Origin of the sequence: Simplicispira metamorpha, from assembly GCF_004341365.1 — a bacterium.
GTDB classification, from domain to species: domain Bacteria; phylum Pseudomonadota; class Gammaproteobacteria; order Burkholderiales; family Burkholderiaceae_C; genus Simplicispira; species Simplicispira metamorpha.
This window is the reverse complement of record NZ_SLXH01000012.1, coordinates 1-17,625: the sequence shown is the minus strand read 5'-3', so window position 1 is coordinate 17,625 and position 17,625 is coordinate 1. Positions and strand designations below refer to the sequence as shown.

Sequence of the window (17,625 nt, the reverse complement as noted above, 5' to 3'; positions counted from 1 at the left end):
GCAGAGGCCCGATCAGCGCAGGCGTGCCAGCGCCGCGCTGGCCATTTCAGCGATGAGGGTGAGAAAGTCGGTGCCCATGGTGGCTTCAAAGCGGTGCGGGTCGTGCGATGCCAGCACCAGCATGCCAAAGGCCGGGGTGGCGCGGTCCATGGGGCCATCGCGCAGCGGCAACAGGGCCAGCGAGTGCACCTCGTTGCTCTCGCTACCGTCCGAGGAGGCGGCGCCGCGCAGCCAGCCCACAGGCTCAAAACCCAGGTTGGGGCCGCAAAACGGCATCGTCAGCGAGGTGGCAAAAGCGCGCACATCGTCGCTGGCGCCCCAGGTGACGGGGGCATTGGCATAGGCGGGCGCCACGCTCCAGACGCGCACAGCCGCCTGCGGCACATCAAACAGCGTGCGAATACCGCGCACCACGGCATCGGGCAAATCGGTGGGCACCTTGATGCGTTGCAGGTCGCAGCCCCACTGGTGGACTTTTTCTGCGATGGCGGCGTTCTCGTGGGCGTTGCGCACCATGTCCATGACGCGCTGCTCCAGGCCCTTGATCTTGTCGCGCAGCATCTCGGCCTGGCGCTCTTGCAGGCTGACGGCACGGTGGCCGTGGGGGCTGACCATTTGCACGCTGGTGAGCAGCTCGGCATGGCGCTCAAAAAAACCCGGCGTCTGCGCCAGGTACTCCACGATGTCTTCTTCGGTGATGGGGGCGATCTGGGGGAGTGGGGAATGTGGGCTCATGGGGTGTCAGGCAGCGTGATCTGGCCTTCAAAAACGGTGGTGGCAGGGCCGGTCAGGAAAACCGGGTCGGCAGGGCCGCCAGCCCAGCCAATGCTCAGGCGGCCACCCCGGGTGTCCACATCGACGTGCGCGTCCAGCAGGCCCAGCCGTATGCCCGCCACAGCAGCGGCGCAGGCGCCCGTGCCGCAGGCCAGCGTCTCGCCCGCGCCACGCTCGTACACGCGCAGGCGCACCTGCTGTCGGTTCACGATTTGCATGAATCCGGCATTCACGCGCTGCACGAAGCGGGCGTGGTTTTCAATCAATGGGCCGGTTTGCAGCACGGGGGCAGTGTCCACGTCCTCCACCAACTGCACGGCGTGCGGGTTGCCCATGGACACCGGCACTATCAAAACAGTAGCTGCTTGCGCTTGCCCTGCAAGGGCCAGAGGCCATTTTTGCCCCAAACCCTGGGCCACGGGCTGCAAGCCCTCGGTGTCAAAGGGCACGCGGGCGGGGTCGAACACGGGCAGGCCCATGTCCACGGTGACGCGGCCATCGGGCGTGAGCTGCGGCGCAATCACGCCCGAGAGCGTTTGCACGCGGATGGTGTCTTTGCGGCTCAAGCCCTTGTCGCGCACAAAGCGGGCAAAGCAGCGGGCGCCGTTGCCGCACTGCTCCACCTCGCCGCCATCGGCATTGTGGATGGCGTACTCAAAATCAATGCCCGGCCCGGGCGATGGCCGCACGCTCAGAATTTGGTCGGCGCCGACGCCAAAGTGGCGGTCGGCCAGAAAGCGGTAGTGCGCGGGCGTCAGGCCCAGGCGGCCCTGGGTTTCATCGAGCACCACAAAGTCGTTGCCCGCGCCCTGCATTTTGGTAAAGCGAATCTGCATGGCAGGAATTATCGTTGCTGAACCATGCCGCCGCTGGCCTGGCCACCGGCCCGTAGCGCGCGAACCCGCAGCAGCGGCTGGCCCAGGCCCAACGCCCGCCCCAGGCACCGCAGGCATCGCCTGCCCGGTGGCTGGGGAGAATTTGACATCCTCCCCGCCCTAAAGGACGGGGACTCCTTCTGCAAGACGGCGATGTCCCGCCGCGAGAATGTTTTTAGCTGCGTTGACATCACGGTCGTGTGCCGCGCCGCAATCGCTGCAAACCCATTCTCTTATTCCAAGGCCTGCTCTACCTTTCGGACTGCTGGCAGGGATGGCCCCGCAGCACGAACAAGTCTGGGTGGTGTAGCTCTCATTGACTACTTCAAAGACGACACCGGCCTGATGGCTCTTGTATTCCAACATCGTCTTGAGCATTGACCAGCCCGCGTCCAGCGTGCTCTTGGCCATTTTGGTTTTGACCAGCTGGCCGCTGGCCACGTCGCCCACGAAGATGGCGGCGTTTTCTTGCACCAGCTTGCTGCTGAACTGGTGCAGTGCGTCTTTGCGCTGGTTTTTGATCTTGGCGTGGATGGCGCGCACGCGCTTTTTCTTGTTGGCCCGCTGCGCAATGCCCAGCGCCTGCTCATGGCTGCGATACCAACGGCCTTCGATCTTGTCGCCCGTGGATGCGGTGGCGCATTCCTTCAGGCCCAGGTCGATGCCCACAGCGGCTGTGCCGGGCGATGGCTTGCGCTGCACCTCAACTGCCACGTTGAAATACCAGCGGCCCCGGCTATCTTCGCTGAAACTGCCCGCGCGCAATTCGTAGTCGGCCAGGCCGTAGCTGTCCCAGAGGCTGAGCTTCTGGCCAGCAAAGTGGATTTGCCCAGCTTTGTATTTGGCGTGGCCACCCTTGAACGGAATCCAGCCCAGCGAATACTTGGCGGATTGGGGATTGCTGACGCGCCAGTTCAGCCGCGTTTTCTTGAACTGCTTGCGCCGCGTGGCGTACTCGGTGCAAACCACCTGCACGGTGCCGCTGCCCACGCTCACGCCCTCACATTGGCTGAACCCCGCCGTGAACTTTTGCAGGTCGTAGCCCGAGAGGTATTGGGGTTTGCCGTGAAAAGGCCGTGCCGCTTTGGCCGAGATGGCGTTGATGTGGTTCCACACCTGATTGACCTCGCGCGCCATCTGGCGCAGCACGCGAGCGTGCTTGTCTTTGAGGCGCAGTTGCAAGGTTTTGGTGGTGGTGCTCACAGTAAAGATCATAGGCATGTGCCATGCGAAAAACCACAGGCCGTACCGGCCTGATCGCTCCAACCTCGGGCTGAACCCCGAGGCTTGCCGCTCATTTCGGGTCAAAATGGCCCAATGCCCCGCACCACCCAACAACTGCATCCGCGCCGCGAACCCGCGCGCACCCTCTCTGCCGCCACCGTGCTGCTGCTGCGCGACGCACCCGGCCCCGACGGCACCCCCCGCCTGCAAGTGCTGATGACGCGCCGCTCGGACAAAGCCAGCTTTGCCCCCGGCGCCTACGTCTTTCCGGGCGGCGGTATTGATGCGCTGGACGCCGACCCGGCCACGCACGCCGCTGCCGCACGCCGCCCCACACAAAGCGACTTGCACCTGACGCAGGCCATGGCCGCCATCCGCGAGAGCTTTGAAGAACTGGGCATCTTGCTGGCGCGCCACCCCGATGGCCGCATGGCGGGCGCCGCCGACATCGCCGCCATCGACCGCCACCAGCCCTTTGCCGCCCAATGCCAGGCGCACGGCCTGACGCTGGCCGCCGACAGCGTGTACCTGCTGGCGCACTGGACGGCCGACCGCGACCTGCCCAAGCGCTTTGACGTGCCCTTTCTGGTGGCGCACATGCCCGAGGGCCAAACCCCCGTGGCCGACGAGCAAGAGCAGTTCGAACCCGTCTGGGTACACCCGCAGGACGCGCTGGAGCGCCACGCCGCAGGCAGCTTCTTCATGATTTACCCCACCATCCGCACGCTGGAGCGGCTGGCCAAATTTGCCAGCGCCGATGCCGTGCTGGCCGCCGTGGCCAACGAACAGCCCCTGTGGGTGAGCTGCCCGCGCGCGGGCCTGCTGCACGGCAAAGAATCGCGCCACATGGAAGACGAGGCCCCCTTTGGCGAGCTGGCCCTGGTCTGCCCCGACGGCCAGATCGTTCACCCGCTGGAGTGGCAAAGCGAGCGCGCCGTGCCGCTCTTGAAAAACGTGCAGCGCCTCACCGCCCCCAACCCCGGCGTGATGACCGGCCCCGGCACCAACAGCTATTTGGTGGGCGAACCCGCCACCGGCTATATCGCCATCGATCCCGGCCCCGCCGACGCCGAGCACCTGGACAAACTCTGGCGCGCTGCGGGCGGCGACATCCGCATGATCGTCTGCACCCACTCGCACCCCGACCACTCGCCGGGCGCCGCGCCGCTGCAGCAGCTGTGCGTGCAGGCGGGCCGTGCCAAGCCGCCGATTCTGGGTCTGCCCTCGGCCCCCACCGCGCGGGCCGACAGCCACTTCACGCCCGACCGCGCGCTACAAAATCATGAGCTGCTCGCGCTCACTGGCAAAGGGCCAGAGGGCGAAATCACCCATACCTTGCAGGCCATCCACACCCCCGGCCACGCCGCCAACCACCTGTGCCTGCTGCTGCTGGAAGACGGCCTGCTGTTTTCCGGCGACCACATCCTGAACGGCAGCACCACCGTCATCAACCCACCCGACGGCAACATGGCCGACTACCTCGATGCGCTGGATGCGCTGGACGCGCTGTGCGCGCAGCACGGCGCAGACTTCATCCTGCCCGCGCACGGCTACGTGCTGGGCCAGGCACGCAGCGCCATCGCCCAGCTCAAAGCGCACCGGCTGGCACGCGAGGCCAAGGTCATCGCCGCCATGCAGGCGCTGCCCGACGGCACGCTGCAAGACTGGGTGGCCCACGCCTACACCGACGTGCCCGAGCGCATGTGGCCGCTGGCCCAGCGCTCGCTGATCGCCCACGTCGAGCGCATCCGCGCCCAAGGCCCGGGCAATAACTGAAAAAATGGCTTTCCCCCGCGCCGCTTCGCGCCATCCCCCAGGGGACGGTCGCTCGTGCGGCGGGGCGGCCCTTGCACGGCGACCGCTGGCCTGGGCCGCCGGGGCGCATAGCGCAATGAACCACTGATATATGAAGAACTTTTCTACCTCCCCCGACAACGCGGTGCGCCTGGCCAAACGCGTGGCCGAGCTGCTGGCCTGCTCGCGCAGCACCGCCGAGCAGTACATCGAAGGCGGCTGGGTCAGCGTCGATGGCCAAGTCATCGAGCTGCCCGGCGCGCGCGTGGCGCCGCAGCAGGCCATCACCGTCTCGCCGGAAGCCAGCCTGTTGGGCCTGGCGCCGGTCACGCTGCTGCTGCACAAGCCGCCCGGCTTTGAGGCCGGGCTGGGCATGGAGGCCGCCCACGCTGCCCACGCCAGCCGCAGCCAGGGCGCACGCCCGGCGCTGTCGCTGCTGGGCGCGCCATCGCACATGGCCGAAGACGCCGCCAGCACGCGCGTGCTGCTGCGCCACTTCAAGGGGCTCGAATGCTTTACGCCGCTGCCCACACCCGCCAGCGGGCTGGTGGTCTACACGCAGGACAAGCGCATCGCGCGCAAACTGCAAGAGGACATCGAATCGCTGGAGCAGGAGTGCATCGTCGAAGTGGCTGGCCAGATTGCCGAAGGGGGCCTCAAGCGCCTGTGCCACGGATTGAGCTTCAATGGCCGACCACTGCCCCCGATCAAAGTGAGCTGGCAAAACGAAACGCGCCTGCGCTTTGCGCTGCAAGGCATACGCCCCGGCCAAATTCCGGCCATGTGCGAGGCCGTGGGCCTGCGCGTGATGGCCATCAAGCGCATCCGCATAGGCCGCGTGCCGCTGGCCAAAGTGCCCGAGGGGCAATGGCGCTATTTGCAGGATTGGGAAAAGTTCTGACTATCAAAATGATAGCTGCTCGCGCTTATATGGCGGGCGTTAGCGCCTGATTGGGCGCAAAAGTGTGAAGCGCGCCGATAAGCCGGATTCTGTGCACCCGGTTGCCCGGGCGTGACCGCCATTACTCTGGGCCGGGTGTCGCCACCACGGCTCGGTGCTACCTACCCGCCAACTCTGCGGAACCACATCAACGTTGGCCTACTTGGTATTGCTGCGCGTAGAGATTGCCCGTTTCACCCAAGTCGCGTTCCGCGCCTTGGGCGGCTATGGGGCTTCAGACTTTCGCCTGAGCGTCTGGCTTGCGCCAGCCGGTGCCAGCTTGCGCTGGCCCCCCCATAGAACACCCTTGGTGGCTGAGAAAACGACCTGACTCGTCTCTGTTGCTCTGATCCTCACCTCACGGTGGGCAGCCGTTAGCTGCTACGCTGTCCTGTGCAGTCCGGACGTTCCTCCAGTGCCTGGTTTCCCAGATTGCACCAGCGGCGGTCTGGCGCGCTTCACGGGGCGCATTATTGCATTGCCTCAGAAAGCATTCATCGCCAGCGGGCATAGTGGCGGCTTCTCCCAAGGAAGCATGGATGCAAACTTTTCAACGCAAAACCGCAGGGCGCATCGCCGCCGTCACGCTGGTGATGGCCGCCTGCGCCAGTCCGCTGGCCTGGCTGGTCTCGCGCGAGAACGCCGAGCAGGAGGTGGTGGCCTTTGCCCAGGAAGAATCGCGCCGCGTACTGGCCGGGCAAGGCAGCGTGCGGCTGGATGGCCCCCAGGCCGCCGCCCAGGCGCAGCAGGCGGCGCAGCTGCTCACGGGCGGCCTGTTTGATATTGCCGAAATCTACGGTGCCGATGGCCGCAAGCTGGCCGAATCGGTCACGCCCGCAGGCCATGCGCTGGAGCAGCGGCTGCCCAAGCACGGCACGCCACGCTATGTGCAGTCGTCTTACGAGAGCCTGCCGCTGCCCGGGGGCGAATGGGCACTGCGCGTGTTTGTGCCGCTGCGCGAGGCGCCCTCTGGCCCCATCACCGGCTACTTCGAGGGCGTGCGCACCATTCCGCAGTGGCAGCACCAGCAGATTTTGTCGGACGCCTTCATCGTCAGCCTGATGGTGTGCCTGGCCTCGCTGGTGTGCGGCGGCGTGATTTACCCGGTGGTGGTGCATCTGGTCAAAGAGAACGAGCACAAGGCGCAGCTGGTGCTCGAATCGCACATTGCCATGATGGAGGCGCTGGGCCGGGCCATTGCCAAGCGCGACTCCGACACCGGCGCGCACAACTACCGCGTGGCCTGGCTGGCCGCCAGCACCGCCGCCGCACTGGGCTTGCAGGGCGCGGCCATGCAGTCGCTGATTGCGGGCAGCTTTTTGCACGACGCGGGCAAGATCGGCATCCCCGATGGCATCTTGCTCAAGCCCGGGCGCCTGGACGATGCCGAAATGGCCACCATGCGCACCCATGTGGCGCTGGGCGAGGACATCGTGACGGGCGCAGGCTGGCTCGATGGCGCCCGCGATGTGGTCGGCAGCCACCACGAAAAATGGGATGGCAGCGGCTACCCGCGCGGTCTGGCGGGTGAGGCCATCCCGTTGTCGGCGCGCATTTTTGCCGTGGCCGATGTGTTTGACGCGCTCAGTTCGCGCCGCCCGTACAAAGAGCCGCTGCCGTTTGACAAGGTGATGGCCATCCTTCAAGAAGGCCGGGGCAGCCACTTCGACCCCGCCGTGCTCGACACCTTCACCCGGCTGGCGCCCGACCTGCACCGCCAATTGCAAGGGCTGGACGAGGCCGCCACCCGCACGCTGATGACCGACATGGTGCAGCGGCACTTCGATATTCTGGTTTGAGTACCGCACTGGAGCACCATGACCGCCATGAACACGACGCCCCCCACCCCTTCCCCCGCCAGCCATTTCGACGCCGCCGCCCGCGACTGGGACCAGCGCCCCACATCACAGCAACTGGCCGCCGTGGCGCCGCGCCTGCTGGCGCAGCTGCCCCTCTCGCCCACCGACCAGGTGCTGGACTTTGGCGCTGGCACCGGCCTGCTGGCCACACAAATAGCGCCGCTGGTGGCGCAGGTCACGGCGCTGGACACCTCGGCGGCCATGCTGGAAGTGCTGCAAGCCAAAGGCCACGCCAACATCACCACGCACTGCGGCGATGTGTTTGCCGGACTGCCTGGGCGCTACCACGCCATCGTCAGCTGCATGGCGCTGCACCATGTGGCCGACACCGCTGCGCTCTTGCGCGCGTTTGCCGACGCGCTGCACCCGGGTGGGCGCATTGCGCTGGTGGACTTGTACTTGGAGGATGGCAGCTTCCACGGCGACAACGCCGCCAAGGGCGTGCAGCACCTGGGCTTTGCGCCCGAGGCACTGGGCGCGCTGGCCCAACAAGCCGGGCTGGCCGACATCCACTTCAGCCACATCGTGCAACTACAGCAACGCAATGGCCGCAGCTACCCGCTGTTCCTGATGACGGGGCGCAAGTCGTAACTATTGATTTGATAGCTGCTTGCGCCCACAGCACAAGGGCCAGAGCCATAAAACACCATTATTTTTGTGCCCCACGGGCGCCGCCGCCTGCCCGGCGCTGTGCATATGGATATGGCTTCAGCACAGAACAACTGGGCCAGAATGTGCAGGTTTCTTCCCCCAACACCGGAGACCTGCACCATGGCATTCGACAACGTTCTGCAAACCATTGGCAACACGCCGCACATCCGCATCAACCGCCTGTTTGGCGCGGGTGCCAACGTCTGGGTCAAGTCCGAGCGCGGCAACCCCGGCGGCTCCATCAAAGACCGCATTGCGCTGGCCATGATCGAAGATGCCGAGAAATCGGGCGCGCTGCAACCGGGCGGCACCATCATCGAGCCCACCAGCGGCAACACCGGCGTGGGCCTGGCCATGGTGGCCGCCGTCAAGGGCTACAAGCTGATTCTGGTGATGCCCGACAGCATGAGCATCGAGCGCCGGCGCCTGATGCTGGCCTACGGCGCCAGCTTTGACCTGACGCCGCGCGAAAAAGGCATGAAAGGCGCCATCGCCCGCGCCGAAGAGCTGCACGCGCAAACGCCGGGTTCGTGGATTCCGCAGCAGTTCGAGAACCCCGCCAACATCGACATCCACGTGCGCACCACGGCGCAGGAAATCCTGGCCGACTTCCCCGGCGGGCTGGACGTGCTCATCACCGGTGTGGGCACGGGCGGGCACCTGACGGGCGTGGCGCGGGTGCTCAAGGCGCAATTTCCGAATCTGAAGGTGTTTGCCGTGGAGCCCACGCAGTCGCCCGTCATCAGCGGCGGCGCGCCTGCACCGCACCCCATCCAGGGCATTGGCGCGGGCTTCATCCCCAAGAACCTGGACACCAGCGTGCTCGACGGCGTGATCCAGGTCGATGCCGAACCCGCGCGCGAGTACGCCCGCCGCAGCGCCCGCGAAGAAGGGCTGCTGGTGGGCATCTCCTCGGGCGCCACGCTGGCCGCGATTGCGCAAAAACTGCCTGAGCTGCCCGCTGGCAGCCGCGTGCTGGGCTTCAACTACGACACGGGCGAGCGCTATTTGTCGGTGGAAGGCTTCTTGCCCGCGTAATAGCAAGTCCACAGCCCCTCAAAAAAGACCCAATTTTGGGTCTTTTTTGCTTTTTACCCTTATGCAGCGTGCGCGAACAGCTATCAAAATAATAGTGATAACTGCTGCCGCAGTGCGCGTGCAGCCAACGCCACCGGCCAGCGCGTGGCGGGCGCGGGCCACCCGACCAGGGCCTGCTCGGTAAAATCCGCGTCCCCCCCTGAGACTTTGCCCTTTGCCCGATCACCACGGGCCTGCCACTGCCATGATCCGCCTGTCTGAACTGAAGCTGCCGCTGTCGGCACTGCCCGTCACCCCTTTGCGCGCCGCCGATACCGGCTTTGAGACCGACGCCGACCGCACCCCGCCACCCCACCCCATTGCCGCACTGCGCCAGTTGGCTGCGCAGGCGCTGGGTTTGCAGGACGACAGCGCCATCGCCCAGCTGCACGTCTTCAAGCGCAGTTTTGATGCGCGCAAGGCCCACCTGCTGGCCGTCTATATCGTTGATGTGGCCCTGGCCGACCCCAGCCAAGAACCCGCCCTGCTGGCGCGGCACAGCGGTAATGCGCACATCCAGCCCACGCCCGACATGGCATGGCACCCCGTGGGCCATGCACCTGCTGATGTGGCCGTGCGCCCGGTGGTGGTGGGGTTTGGCCCGTGCGGGATTTTTGCCGCACTGGTGCTGGCGCAGATGGGCTTCAAGCCCATCGTGCTGGAGCGCGGCAAAACGGTGCGCGAGCGCACCAAAGACACCTGGGGCCTGTGGCGCAAACGCACCCTCGACCCCGAAAGCAACGTGCAGTTTGGTGAAGGCGGCGCCGGGACGTTTTCCGACGGCAAGCTCTACAGCCAGATCAAAGACCCGCGCCACCTGGGCCGCAAGGTGATGGAAGAGTTCGTGCAGGCCGGTGCCCCGCCCGAGATTTTGTACGCCGCCCACCCGCACATCGGCACCTTCAAGCTGGTGAAGGTGGTGGAAGCTCTGCGCGCACAAATCACAGCCCTGGGCGGCGAGGTGCGGTTCCAGCAGCGCGTGACCGATGTGCTGATCGAGGAAAACGCCCAGGGCCAGCGCCACGTGCGCGGCCTGCAAGTGCAAGACCTGGCCAGCGGCACCACGCACGAGCTGCGCACCGACCACGTCGTGATGGCGCTGGGCCACAGTGCGCGCGACACCTTTGCCATGCTCTACCAGCGCGGCGTACACATGGAGGCCAAGCCGTTCTCGGTGGGTTTTCGGATTGAGCACCCGCAGGGCGTGATCGACCGTGCCCGCTGGGGCCGCCACGCCGGGCACCCGCTCTTGGGCGCCGCCGATTACAAGCTGGTTCACCACGCCAGCAATGGCCGCACCGCCTACAGCTTTTGCATGTGCCCCGGCGGCACCGTGGTGGCCGCCACCAGCGAGGCGGGCCGCGTCGTCACCAATGGCATGAGCCAGTATTCGCGCAACGAGCGCAACGCCAACGCCGGGATGGTGGTCGGCATCGACCCGCAAGACTACCCGCGTGACCCTGCCGCCTTCGCGGCCCAACTGGGCGCCACCCACGGCGTGGAAACGCTGGGCGCTGACCAGCACCACCCGCTGGCGGGCATCGTGCTGCAACGCCAGCTCGAATCCAACGCGTACGTGCTGGGCGGCAGCAACTACAGCGCCCCCGCGCAACTGGTGGGCGACTTCATCGCCGGGCGCGCCTCCCAGGCCCTGGGCGGCGTGGAGCCCTCGTACCAGCCCGGCGTGGCACTGGTCGATTTGCGCGCCGCGCTGCCCGGCTACGCCACCGAGGCCCTGCGCGAGGCCCTGCCCGCCTTTGGCCGCAAGATCAAAGGCTTTGACATGCACGACGCCGTGCTCACCGGGGTGGAAACACGTACCTCCTCGCCCCTGAAAATCTCCCGCGGCGAGCACTTCCAGAGCCTGAACACGGCGGGCCTGTACCCGGCGGGCGAAGGCGCCAGCTACGCGGGCGGCATTTTGTCGGCGGGCGTCGATGGCATCAAGGTGGCCGAAGCCGTAGCGCGCAGCCTGCTGGGATAAAAAAACCGCCAGGGGCTGTAGCAGCCCGCTGGCGGTGTGTGGGGGTGCCGGTGCATGGCACCGACTGACCAACCGACGATCAGCCTTGCTGCAAACGCGCAATGCGCTCTTCAATCGGTGGGTGGGTGGAAAACAGCTGGCCAATGCCACCAGCAATGCCCATGGCGGCCATGCTCTTGGGCAGCTCGGCGGTGTGGACGCCGCCCAGGCGGGCCAGCGCGTTGATCATCGGCTGCTTGCGGCCCATGAGCTGGGCAGCGCCCGCATCGGCACGGAACTCGCGCTGGCGCGAGAACCAAGCCACGATGATGGCAGCGACAAAACCCAGCAAGATATCGAGCACCACGGTGGTAATCATGTAGCCGATGCCGGGGCCGGTGTTTTCGGAATCGTTCTTGCGCAAAAAGCTGTCCACCGCATAACCAATCACGCGCGACAGGAACACCACAAAGGTGTTCATCACACCCTGGATCAGCGTCATGGTGACCATGTCACCGTTGGCGATGTGCGCCACCTCGTGGCCAATCACGGCCTCGATTTCTTCGTGCGTCATGCTCTCGAGCAGTCCGGTGGACACCGCCACCAGGGCCGAGTTCTTGAAGGCACCGGTGGCAAAAGCGTTGGGGTCGCCCTCAAAAATACCCACCTCGGGCATGCCGATGCCCGCCTTGTCGGCAAACTTGCGCACCGTCTCGACGATCCAGGCCTCATCCTGGTTGCGCGGCTGGTCGATGACCTGCACGCCCGAACTCCACTTGGCCATGGGCTTGCTGATGAGCAGCGAGATGATGGCGCCGCCAAAGCCCATCACCAGCGCATAGCCCAGCAGGGCGCCCAGGTTCAGGCCATTGCTGGTGAGGTAGCGGTTGACGCCCAGCAGGCTGGCCACGATGCCCAGCACCGCCACCACGGCCACGTTGGTCAGGACAAACAAAAGAATGCGTTTCATGGTTTTTTTCTCCACAGGGATGGGGCACAAGCCCCTCGGGGTGGCAAATGGGGTGAGGGCACCGCGCTTTCAAGCTGCGGGCACTGACGGGCCGGGGGTCAGCGCCTGCAGCGGGCGCGGGCCGCGAAAAACGAACGGGTCATCATAAAAGCAAGCGTTTTCGTTCTCGGGCCACCAGCCGGGCATTCCCAGTACGGGCAGCGGGGTAAAGGGTTTGGCCGACAGGTGCGGGGCTTGCAAGTCGGTGGCCAGCCAGGCGTCTGTCACTGCTCCTGAATCCATAGCTGCTTGCGCAATATAGACGTGGGCCGTGATGGGTTTTCGGGGGAAAACCAGTTGCTCCATCAGGGCGTGGCCCAGCAGCTCCAGCCGTGCCTCTCGCCACAGCGGGCGCAGGTCGGTGAACAGCGCGCGCCAATCGCGCGCACGCAGTGCCTGCCACAGCGGCGCGGGCGCATGGAGCACGGCGCCGTTTTCATCGAGCAGCGTGATCGCATCGCGCAGCGGGCCGCGCACGCCGCCCACCCCGTGGGCGGCGATGGCCTGGGCCTGCAAGCGGTTCAGGCGCTGCTTGGCCTGCGGGTAGTGCAGCCAGACCAGGCCATTGAAAAAGTCGTGCAGGTTGCAGCGCGTGGGCACGCGGCCCGTGGCGAAAATGTGGCTTTCATAGGCCATGCCCACGGGCAAATCGGTCTGGGGCACAAAGCGCACCGGGCAGGCGGCGCCCGCAGCTGCTGCATTGAGCGCATCGGCCACCGTGCTGCCCATCAACACGCGCTGCTGCACCACCTGGCCCACAGTACGCAACGGGGCGAGCCAAGGGGCTTGCCAGGCGATGGCGTTGAGTGAAGATGTGCTCATCGGAGATAAATCACCGCTTGGGGTGTGGAGCCCAACTCCACGGCAAAAGAGCCTGGATGGCGCTCCAGAATCCGCAAGGCCGAATCACCAGAGCGCAGCCATCCACGCTCGCGCAAGCGCCCTGCCACGGCACTCAAGGCACAGGGCTGACCGCGCAACAGCTCAGGCACCGCCAGCAGCACATCAGCCACCGTGACACGGCGCAGCGCAAGCTGCACCAAAACGGAGCGTAGGCCGTGCAGTTCCAGCAGTAATGGTGGCGCGGGTCGGCGCGGTGCCGCTACAGGCCATGACAAAACAGCGGGTAGAACAGATTGCGGCACCCGTGGCGGCAGGCTCACATCGACCGAATGCGTCGGCTGCGCTGGTAGAGGTTTCACGGGCACGAAGGCAAGTTGCGTTGGCTGGTGCGCGGGGCTGAGCTTGAAATGCGCCGCGTGGCGGGCAAAAAATGTGATGGACTTGGTCGTCTTGCCCAAAATGGTTTTTTGGCGCAGCACCGGTACCACTTGGGACAACAGTTGCGGCGCCTGACGCAAGGCAGGCACAGCTTGCAGGATGCGCTCCACCTCTTCGGGCAAGGCAGGGGCCAGCCCAGCAAATTCTGGGACTTTGGGGGGCACCGCACTGTGCGATCGCCTGTAACGAATCTGGTTCGGTACCGGCTGCGGTAGCAACTCAAACTCTACGGCACAGCATGCAAACCATGTTTTGAATTTGGCGCCAGGAGCCAAAATGCCACGCTGTCGCAGCGCAGCAACGACTGGCCCCAGATGCTGCGGCTCGCCACTGCGCAAAGCCGGAAAAGCCTGTAGCACCTGCTGTACCGTGCCCACGTTTGGAGGGGCGGGACTTGGCGCAGGCGGCAATGACGGCACCGGGGACGCGGGGGCGACTACCGGTGCAGGCGTGAACGAGGGTTTGGTTGGAATCTCAGGTAGTACAGCAGGCAGCGGCGCTGGTGCCGGGACTGGCGCCGGAACTAGCACTGGAGGTGCAGACGGCACTGGCGCAGCCGGAGGCTCGGGCTTTTGCACCACCTCCAGCATCACCACCTCGTCATAAAAACTCTCCGGGTTGGCAAACAAAGTGTTGTTCAGGCTGAAACACAGCACAAAACAGCCCTGTTCACGCAACCAGGTGGCCAGCGGTACAAAGTCTGCATCGCCCGAGCAGATCACCACCGCATCAAAACCCCGGCGGCACACCGCCTCCACCGCGTCGATGGTCAGCGCAATGTCGGTTGTCACCTTGTTGGTGACCAGGTTGTTCACCGGGCGCACACCGTGGCGCCACAGCACCGCCTCGATGGTTTTCAGACTTTCGGGGCGGCCATAGGCGCGGCGGTAAGAAATGCGTTCGGCCCGCGATTGCAAGTCGGCAAACACATGGTCCAGGGCCGTTGCATTACTCAAATTGTCGGCATCAATGAAAACGGCCATGTTTTTGGCCGTGAAACCAGACATGGCAGCGGTACAGGTTACGGGGCCACCCGCCACGCCAGCGCTTCACCGGCGCGCAGGGGCTTGAGTTCGGCTTCGCCAAAGGCAAAGCTGTCGGGCGGGGTCCAGCTTTCGCGGCGCAGGGTGAGGGTGCCCTGGTTGCGCGGCAGGTTGTAAAAGGCCGGGCCGTTGAAGCTGGCAAAGGCTTCCAACTGATCGAGCGCCCCTGCGTTGTCGAAGGCCTCGGCGTACAGCTCCATGGCGGCGTGGGCGGTGTAGCAACCGGCGCAGCCGCTGGCGTGCTCTTTCAGGTGCGCGGGGTGCGGGGCGCTGTCGGTGCCCAGGAAAAATTTGCTGCTGCCACTGGTGGCCGCTTGCACCAGCGCCAGGCGGTGGGTTTCGCGCTTGAGCACCGGCAGGCAGTAGTAGTGCGGACGGATGCCGCCGGTGAAGATGGCGTTGCGGTTGTACAGCAGGTGGTGGGCGGTGATGGTGGCGGCGGTATAGGCGTCGCTGCTGGCCACGTACTCGGCGGCTTCTTTGGTGGTGATGTGCTCGAAGACGATCTTGAGTTCGGGGAAGTCGCGGCGCAGCGGGATGAGCTGCTGGTCGATGAACACGGCTTCACGGTCGAACAGGTCGATGTCGGCACTGGTCACTTCGCCATGCACCAGCAGCGGCATACCGGCCTTTTGCATGGCCTCCAGCGTGGGGTAGATGTTGCGCAGGTCGGTCACGCCAGCGTCGCTGTTGGTGGTGGCGCCAGCCGGGTAGAGCTTGGCAGCCACCACGCCCGCCTCTTTGGCGCGGACGATTTCTTCGGGCGGCAGGCGGTCGGTGAGGTACAGCGTCATCAGCGGCTCAAACTGCACACCGGCGGGCACGGCGGCCAGGATGCGTTGTTTGTATTCCAGCGCCTGCTGCGCGGTGGTCACGGGCGGGCGCAGGTTGGGCATGATGATGGCGCGGCCAAACTGGGCGGCGGTGTGCGGCACCACGGTGTGCAGGGGCTCGCCGTCGCGCACGTGCAGGTGCCAGTCGTCGGGGCGGGTGATGGTCAGGGTGTGGGTGGGGGCAGAGGTGGTCATGCCGGGCATTTTCCCATCGCCCGGGGGCTGCGGTGCTTACTGCCCGGCGGCGTCCAGGTAATACCAGCGGCCAGCCTCGCGCACAAAGCGGCTGTTTTCCTGCAAGCGCACGGCGCGGCCCGCCACGCGGTAGCGGGCCACAAAGGCCACCTGGGCGTGGTCGGCATCCAGCACGCGGTGTTGGCGCACTTCCAGGCCCAGCCACTGGGCGTGGGGTTCCAACTCGAGCGTGTCGGGGCGCTGGCTGGGGTGCCAGGTGGCCAGCAGGTAATCGACCTGGCCGCGCACAAAGGCGCTGTAGCGCGAGCGCATCAGGTGCTCGGCGTCGGGCGCGGGGGTGGTGTCAAAGTGATCGATATAGCGGCCACAGCAGTCGGCAAAGGCCAGCGGCTGGCGCTGGGCCGACAGCTGGCCGCAGGGGCAGGCATCTGGCACGGGGGCGGCAGACCGGGCAGCGCGGGCGGGGTTGGCAGCCATCAGCGCAGCGCACCAAACACTTTTTGCACGATGGCGCTGGCACTGCCCATGGGGTTTTGGCGGATTTTCTTTTCTTCCTCGCCAATCACCAGGTACAGGCCGTCCAGCGTTTTGCCGGTGACGTACTGGCCCAGGTCGGCATCTTCTTTTCTCAACAGGCCAAAGCTGGCGGCCTTGCCGGCAAAGGCGTTGTAGGACTGGGCGAGGTTGACTTTTTCCGTGGCCTGGTTGACCACGGGCAAAAAGCGCTGGCCCAGCGGAGCGCGGGTTTTGTCGGCAAAAAACTGCGTGACCGAGGTATCGCCGCCGGTCAGGATGTTTTTGGCATCGGTGACGGTCATGCTTTGCACGGCGCCCACCAGCAAGTCCTGGCCCATGGGCACGGCGGTTTCGGCGGCGCGGTTGATGGCGGTCAGCAGCTCGTCAATGCGCTGGCCCTGGCCAAAGGTTTTGAGCAGCTTGGCAGCGTCGTCCAGCGAACCCGGCAGGCCGATGCGCACCTTGGGGTTGCCCAAAAAACCATCGGGGCGGCCCAGCAAGGCCACTGCGGCCTGCGCGCCCTGGCCCAGCGCGGCCTTGAGGCCGCTGCTGGCGTCGGCGTTGGTCATGTCGCCCAGCGACAGCGCCTGCGCCTGCCGGGTGGCGGCCAGCAGCAGGGCCGTGAGCGCCGCAGCGCCCGCATGGTGAAAGTGACGACGCAACATGGGGAAATCCTCGGTCTGAAAAATGGAGCAGGGGCGCGGGGCGGCGCCAGATCAGCGCGGGCGCCAGTAAAACGCCGCCGAGCGGGCAGATGCGCGCTGCACGTTGGTGAGCAGCGCGCCCAGGCGGTCGCGCGCCTGCACGGCTTCGTGGTTGCCCCACACGCCCTCGCTGGCCAGGCAGTACCAGAAATAGGCTTCCGTCTGGTCTTTGGCCACGCCCAGGCCGTGCTCGTACATGGTGCCTACGTGCAGTTGGGCGCGCTGAAAACCGCTCTCGGCGGCCTGGCGCATCCAGTGGGCGGCCATCCGTTCGCTGCGCTGCACGCCCTCGCCGCGCAGGTGCATCAGCGCCAGCTCCAGTTGCGAGCGCGGCTCGCCCGAATCGGCAGCGCGGCGAAACCACAGCGCCGCTTGCGGCACGTCGCGCATCACGCCCTGGCCTTGCAGGTAGCGCTGCGCCAGCCGGTACTGTGCAGACACATAGCCCAGTTCGGCATAGGCGCGCAGCTCGGACAGGGCTACGCCGCCTTCTTGGAAGCGCTCGGTGGTTCCGGGCACGGGCAGCGGCGTTGGGTCGGGCTGCGCCTGGGCCACCCCCGCCATGGCGATGGCCAGTGTCAACCAGCAGGCTGGGGCCTTTTTGTGCATGCGTGCATCTCCCGTTGAAGGCGCGGTTCCGGCGCAAGCCCCGGAACATGGGTTGGTAAATCACAGAAGTGACCAGTTTACCCACGCGCCCCACAGCGCAGCAGCGGGAAAAGACGGGGCATTGGGGATGAAATCTGGCCAGCAGCCTCCACCACCCGCCCCCGAAAAAAATCAAGCCAAATCGGGGATTGCGAAAAAGGTATTTTTATGCAATCTTTCCGCATTTGTGCGAGGTTCAACAGATGAGTCTGATCTGCCCCCAGTGCCAAAGCAGCCAC

General features: G+C 65.7%; 17 protein-coding genes and 1 other RNA gene. 7 read left to right on the top strand and 11 right to left on the bottom strand.

What is annotated here, in order from left to right; genetic code table 11:
• Positions 1-12: 12 nt before the first annotated feature.
• The 3 genes from EV674_RS08045 to EV674_RS08035 all read right to left on the bottom strand — a co-directional run bounded on the left by EV674_RS08045 (position 13) and on the right by EV674_RS08035 (position 2,864).
• Positions 13-735: a DUF484 family protein gene (locus EV674_RS08045; RefSeq protein ID WP_119013035.1), complete on the bottom strand. Its 723-nt coding sequence runs from the start codon at positions 733-735 to the stop codon at positions 13-15.
• A complete protein-coding gene (gene dapF / locus EV674_RS08040; RefSeq protein ID WP_119013034.1) occupies positions 732-1,610 on the bottom strand; it encodes a diaminopimelate epimerase in 879 nt (292 codons plus the stop codon). Before dapF ends, EV674_RS08045 begins: the two co-directional genes overlap by 4 nt.
• Before the next feature lie 159 nt (positions 1,611-1,769).
• The gene (locus EV674_RS08035) at positions 1,770-2,864 is read right to left on the bottom strand and encodes an RNA-guided endonuclease InsQ/TnpB family protein (protein ID WP_119013033.1); all 1,095 of its coding nucleotides are present in this window, start codon (positions 2,862-2,864) and stop codon (positions 1,770-1,772) included.
• 102 nt (positions 2,865-2,966) lie between these two features.
• On the opposite strand from EV674_RS08035, the gene EV674_RS08030 reads away from it, so the two are divergent.
• Positions 2,967-4,649: an MBL fold metallo-hydrolase gene (locus EV674_RS08030; RefSeq protein WP_119013032.1), complete on the top strand. Its 1,683-nt coding sequence runs from the start codon at positions 2,967-2,969 to the stop codon at positions 4,647-4,649.
• Between the two features lie 130 nt (positions 4,650-4,779).
• The gene (locus tag EV674_RS08025; protein WP_119013031.1) at positions 4,780-5,568 is read left to right on the top strand and encodes an rRNA pseudouridine synthase; all 789 of its coding nucleotides are present in this window, start codon (positions 4,780-4,782) and stop codon (positions 5,566-5,568) included.
• A 62-nt stretch (positions 5,569-5,630) separates the two neighbouring features.
• On the opposite strand, the gene rnpB is transcribed toward EV674_RS08025, so the two are convergent.
• Positions 5,631-6,067, bottom strand: an RNA gene (rnpB, locus tag EV674_RS08020) — RNase P RNA component class A.
• Positions 6,068-6,146: 79 nt separating this feature from the next.
• Here rnpB and EV674_RS08015 point away from each other — a divergent pair.
• From EV674_RS08015 to EV674_RS08000, 4 genes are all read left to right on the top strand, one after another.
• On the top strand, positions 6,147-7,406 hold the full coding sequence (locus EV674_RS08015; RefSeq protein WP_119013030.1) for an HD-GYP domain-containing protein: 1,260 nt from the start codon (positions 6,147-6,149) through the stop codon (positions 7,404-7,406).
• Between the two features lie 18 nt (positions 7,407-7,424).
• Positions 7,425-8,057, top strand: a complete 633-nt coding sequence (locus tag EV674_RS08010; RefSeq protein WP_119013029.1) for a class I SAM-dependent methyltransferase — start codon at positions 7,425-7,427, stop codon at positions 8,055-8,057.
• A gap of 180 nt (positions 8,058-8,237) precedes the next feature.
• Positions 8,238-9,155, top strand: coding sequence for a cysteine synthase A (gene cysK, locus EV674_RS08005; protein WP_119013028.1), 918 nt, complete (start codon positions 8,238-8,240; stop codon positions 9,153-9,155).
• A 244-nt stretch (positions 9,156-9,399) separates the two neighbouring features.
• Positions 9,400-11,178 carry an NAD(P)/FAD-dependent oxidoreductase gene (locus tag EV674_RS08000; RefSeq protein ID WP_119013027.1) on the top strand — a complete coding sequence of 593 codons (1,779 nt, stop codon included), beginning with the start codon at positions 9,400-9,402 and terminating at the stop codon, positions 11,176-11,178.
• Positions 11,179-11,257: 79 nt separating this feature from the next.
• On the opposite strand, the gene htpX is transcribed toward EV674_RS08000, so the two are convergent.
• The 7 genes from htpX to EV674_RS07965 form a co-directional block, all read right to left on the bottom strand.
• On the bottom strand, positions 11,258-12,127 hold the full coding sequence (gene htpX, locus EV674_RS07995; RefSeq protein WP_119013095.1) for a protease HtpX: 870 nt from the start codon (positions 12,125-12,127) through the stop codon (positions 11,258-11,260).
• A 69-nt stretch (positions 12,128-12,196) separates the two neighbouring features.
• A complete protein-coding gene (locus tag EV674_RS07990; protein ID WP_119013026.1) occupies positions 12,197-12,988 on the bottom strand; it encodes a DUF3025 domain-containing protein in 792 nt (263 codons plus the stop codon).
• The gene (locus EV674_RS07985) at positions 12,985-14,454 is read right to left on the bottom strand and encodes an NYN domain-containing protein (RefSeq protein ID WP_119013025.1); all 1,470 of its coding nucleotides are present in this window, start codon (positions 14,452-14,454) and stop codon (positions 12,985-12,987) included. Before EV674_RS07985 ends, EV674_RS07990 begins: the two co-directional genes overlap by 4 nt.
• Positions 14,455-14,468: 14 nt before the next feature.
• On the bottom strand, positions 14,469-15,518 hold the full coding sequence (gene pyrC, locus EV674_RS07980; protein WP_119013024.1) for a dihydroorotase: 1,050 nt from the start codon (positions 15,516-15,518) through the stop codon (positions 14,469-14,471).
• A 36-nt stretch (positions 15,519-15,554) separates the two neighbouring features.
• Entirely contained in the window at positions 15,555-15,995 is a 441-nt protein-coding gene (locus tag EV674_RS07975; RefSeq protein WP_119013023.1) for a YchJ family protein, read from the bottom strand.
• Positions 15,995-16,699: a DUF4197 domain-containing protein gene (locus tag EV674_RS07970; RefSeq protein ID WP_119013022.1), complete on the bottom strand. Its 705-nt coding sequence runs from the start codon at positions 16,697-16,699 to the stop codon at positions 15,995-15,997. Before EV674_RS07970 ends, EV674_RS07975 begins: the two co-directional genes overlap by 1 nt.
• 51 nt (positions 16,700-16,750) lie before the next feature.
• A complete protein-coding gene (locus tag EV674_RS07965) occupies positions 16,751-17,347 on the bottom strand; it encodes a tetratricopeptide repeat protein (protein ID WP_119013021.1) in 597 nt (198 codons plus the stop codon).
• Here EV674_RS07965 and EV674_RS17555 point away from each other — a divergent pair.
• A partial coding sequence (locus EV674_RS17555; protein WP_207902188.1) for a hypothetical protein occupies positions 17,346-17,625 on the top strand: 280 nt, incomplete at its 3' end. The two genes, EV674_RS07965 and EV674_RS17555, sit on opposite strands and share 2 nt — an antisense overlap.

Bases quoted from the DNA above. Each gene is read 5' to 3' on its own strand.
- EV674_RS08045 (WP_119013035.1), bottom strand. From the start codon at position 735: ATGAGCCCACATTCCCCACTCCCCCAGATCGCCCCCATCACCGAAGAA.
- dapF (WP_119013034.1), bottom strand. From the start codon at position 1,610: ATGCAGATTCGCTTTACCAAAATGCAGGGCGCGGGCAACGACTTTGTG.
- EV674_RS08035 (WP_119013033.1), bottom strand. From the start codon at position 2,864: ATGATCTTTACTGTGAGCACCACCACCAAAACCTTGCAACTGCGCCTC.
- EV674_RS08030 (WP_119013032.1), top strand. From the start codon at position 2,967: ATGCCCCGCACCACCCAACAACTGCATCCGCGCCGCGAACCCGCGCGC.
- EV674_RS08025 (WP_119013031.1), top strand. From the start codon at position 4,780: ATGAAGAACTTTTCTACCTCCCCCGACAACGCGGTGCGCCTGGCCAAA.
- EV674_RS08015 (WP_119013030.1), top strand. From the start codon at position 6,147: ATGCAAACTTTTCAACGCAAAACCGCAGGGCGCATCGCCGCCGTCACG.
- EV674_RS08010 (WP_119013029.1), top strand. From the start codon at position 7,425: ATGACCGCCATGAACACGACGCCCCCCACCCCTTCCCCCGCCAGCCAT.
- cysK (WP_119013028.1), top strand. From the start codon at position 8,238: ATGGCATTCGACAACGTTCTGCAAACCATTGGCAACACGCCGCACATC.
- EV674_RS08000 (WP_119013027.1), top strand. From the start codon at position 9,400: ATGATCCGCCTGTCTGAACTGAAGCTGCCGCTGTCGGCACTGCCCGTC.
- htpX (WP_119013095.1), bottom strand. From the start codon at position 12,127: ATGAAACGCATTCTTTTGTTTGTCCTGACCAACGTGGCCGTGGTGGCG.
- EV674_RS07990 (WP_119013026.1), bottom strand. From the start codon at position 12,988: ATGAGCACATCTTCACTCAACGCCATCGCCTGGCAAGCCCCTTGGCTC.
- EV674_RS07985 (WP_119013025.1), bottom strand. From the start codon at position 14,454: ATGTCTGGTTTCACGGCCAAAAACATGGCCGTTTTCATTGATGCCGAC.
- pyrC (WP_119013024.1), bottom strand. From the start codon at position 15,518: ATGACCACCTCTGCCCCCACCCACACCCTGACCATCACCCGCCCCGAC.
- EV674_RS07975 (WP_119013023.1), bottom strand. From the start codon at position 15,995: ATGGCTGCCAACCCCGCCCGCGCTGCCCGGTCTGCCGCCCCCGTGCCA.
- EV674_RS07970 (WP_119013022.1), bottom strand. From the start codon at position 16,699: ATGTTGCGTCGTCACTTTCACCATGCGGGCGCTGCGGCGCTCACGGCC.
- EV674_RS07965 (WP_119013021.1), bottom strand. From the start codon at position 17,347: ATGCACAAAAAGGCCCCAGCCTGCTGGTTGACACTGGCCATCGCCATG.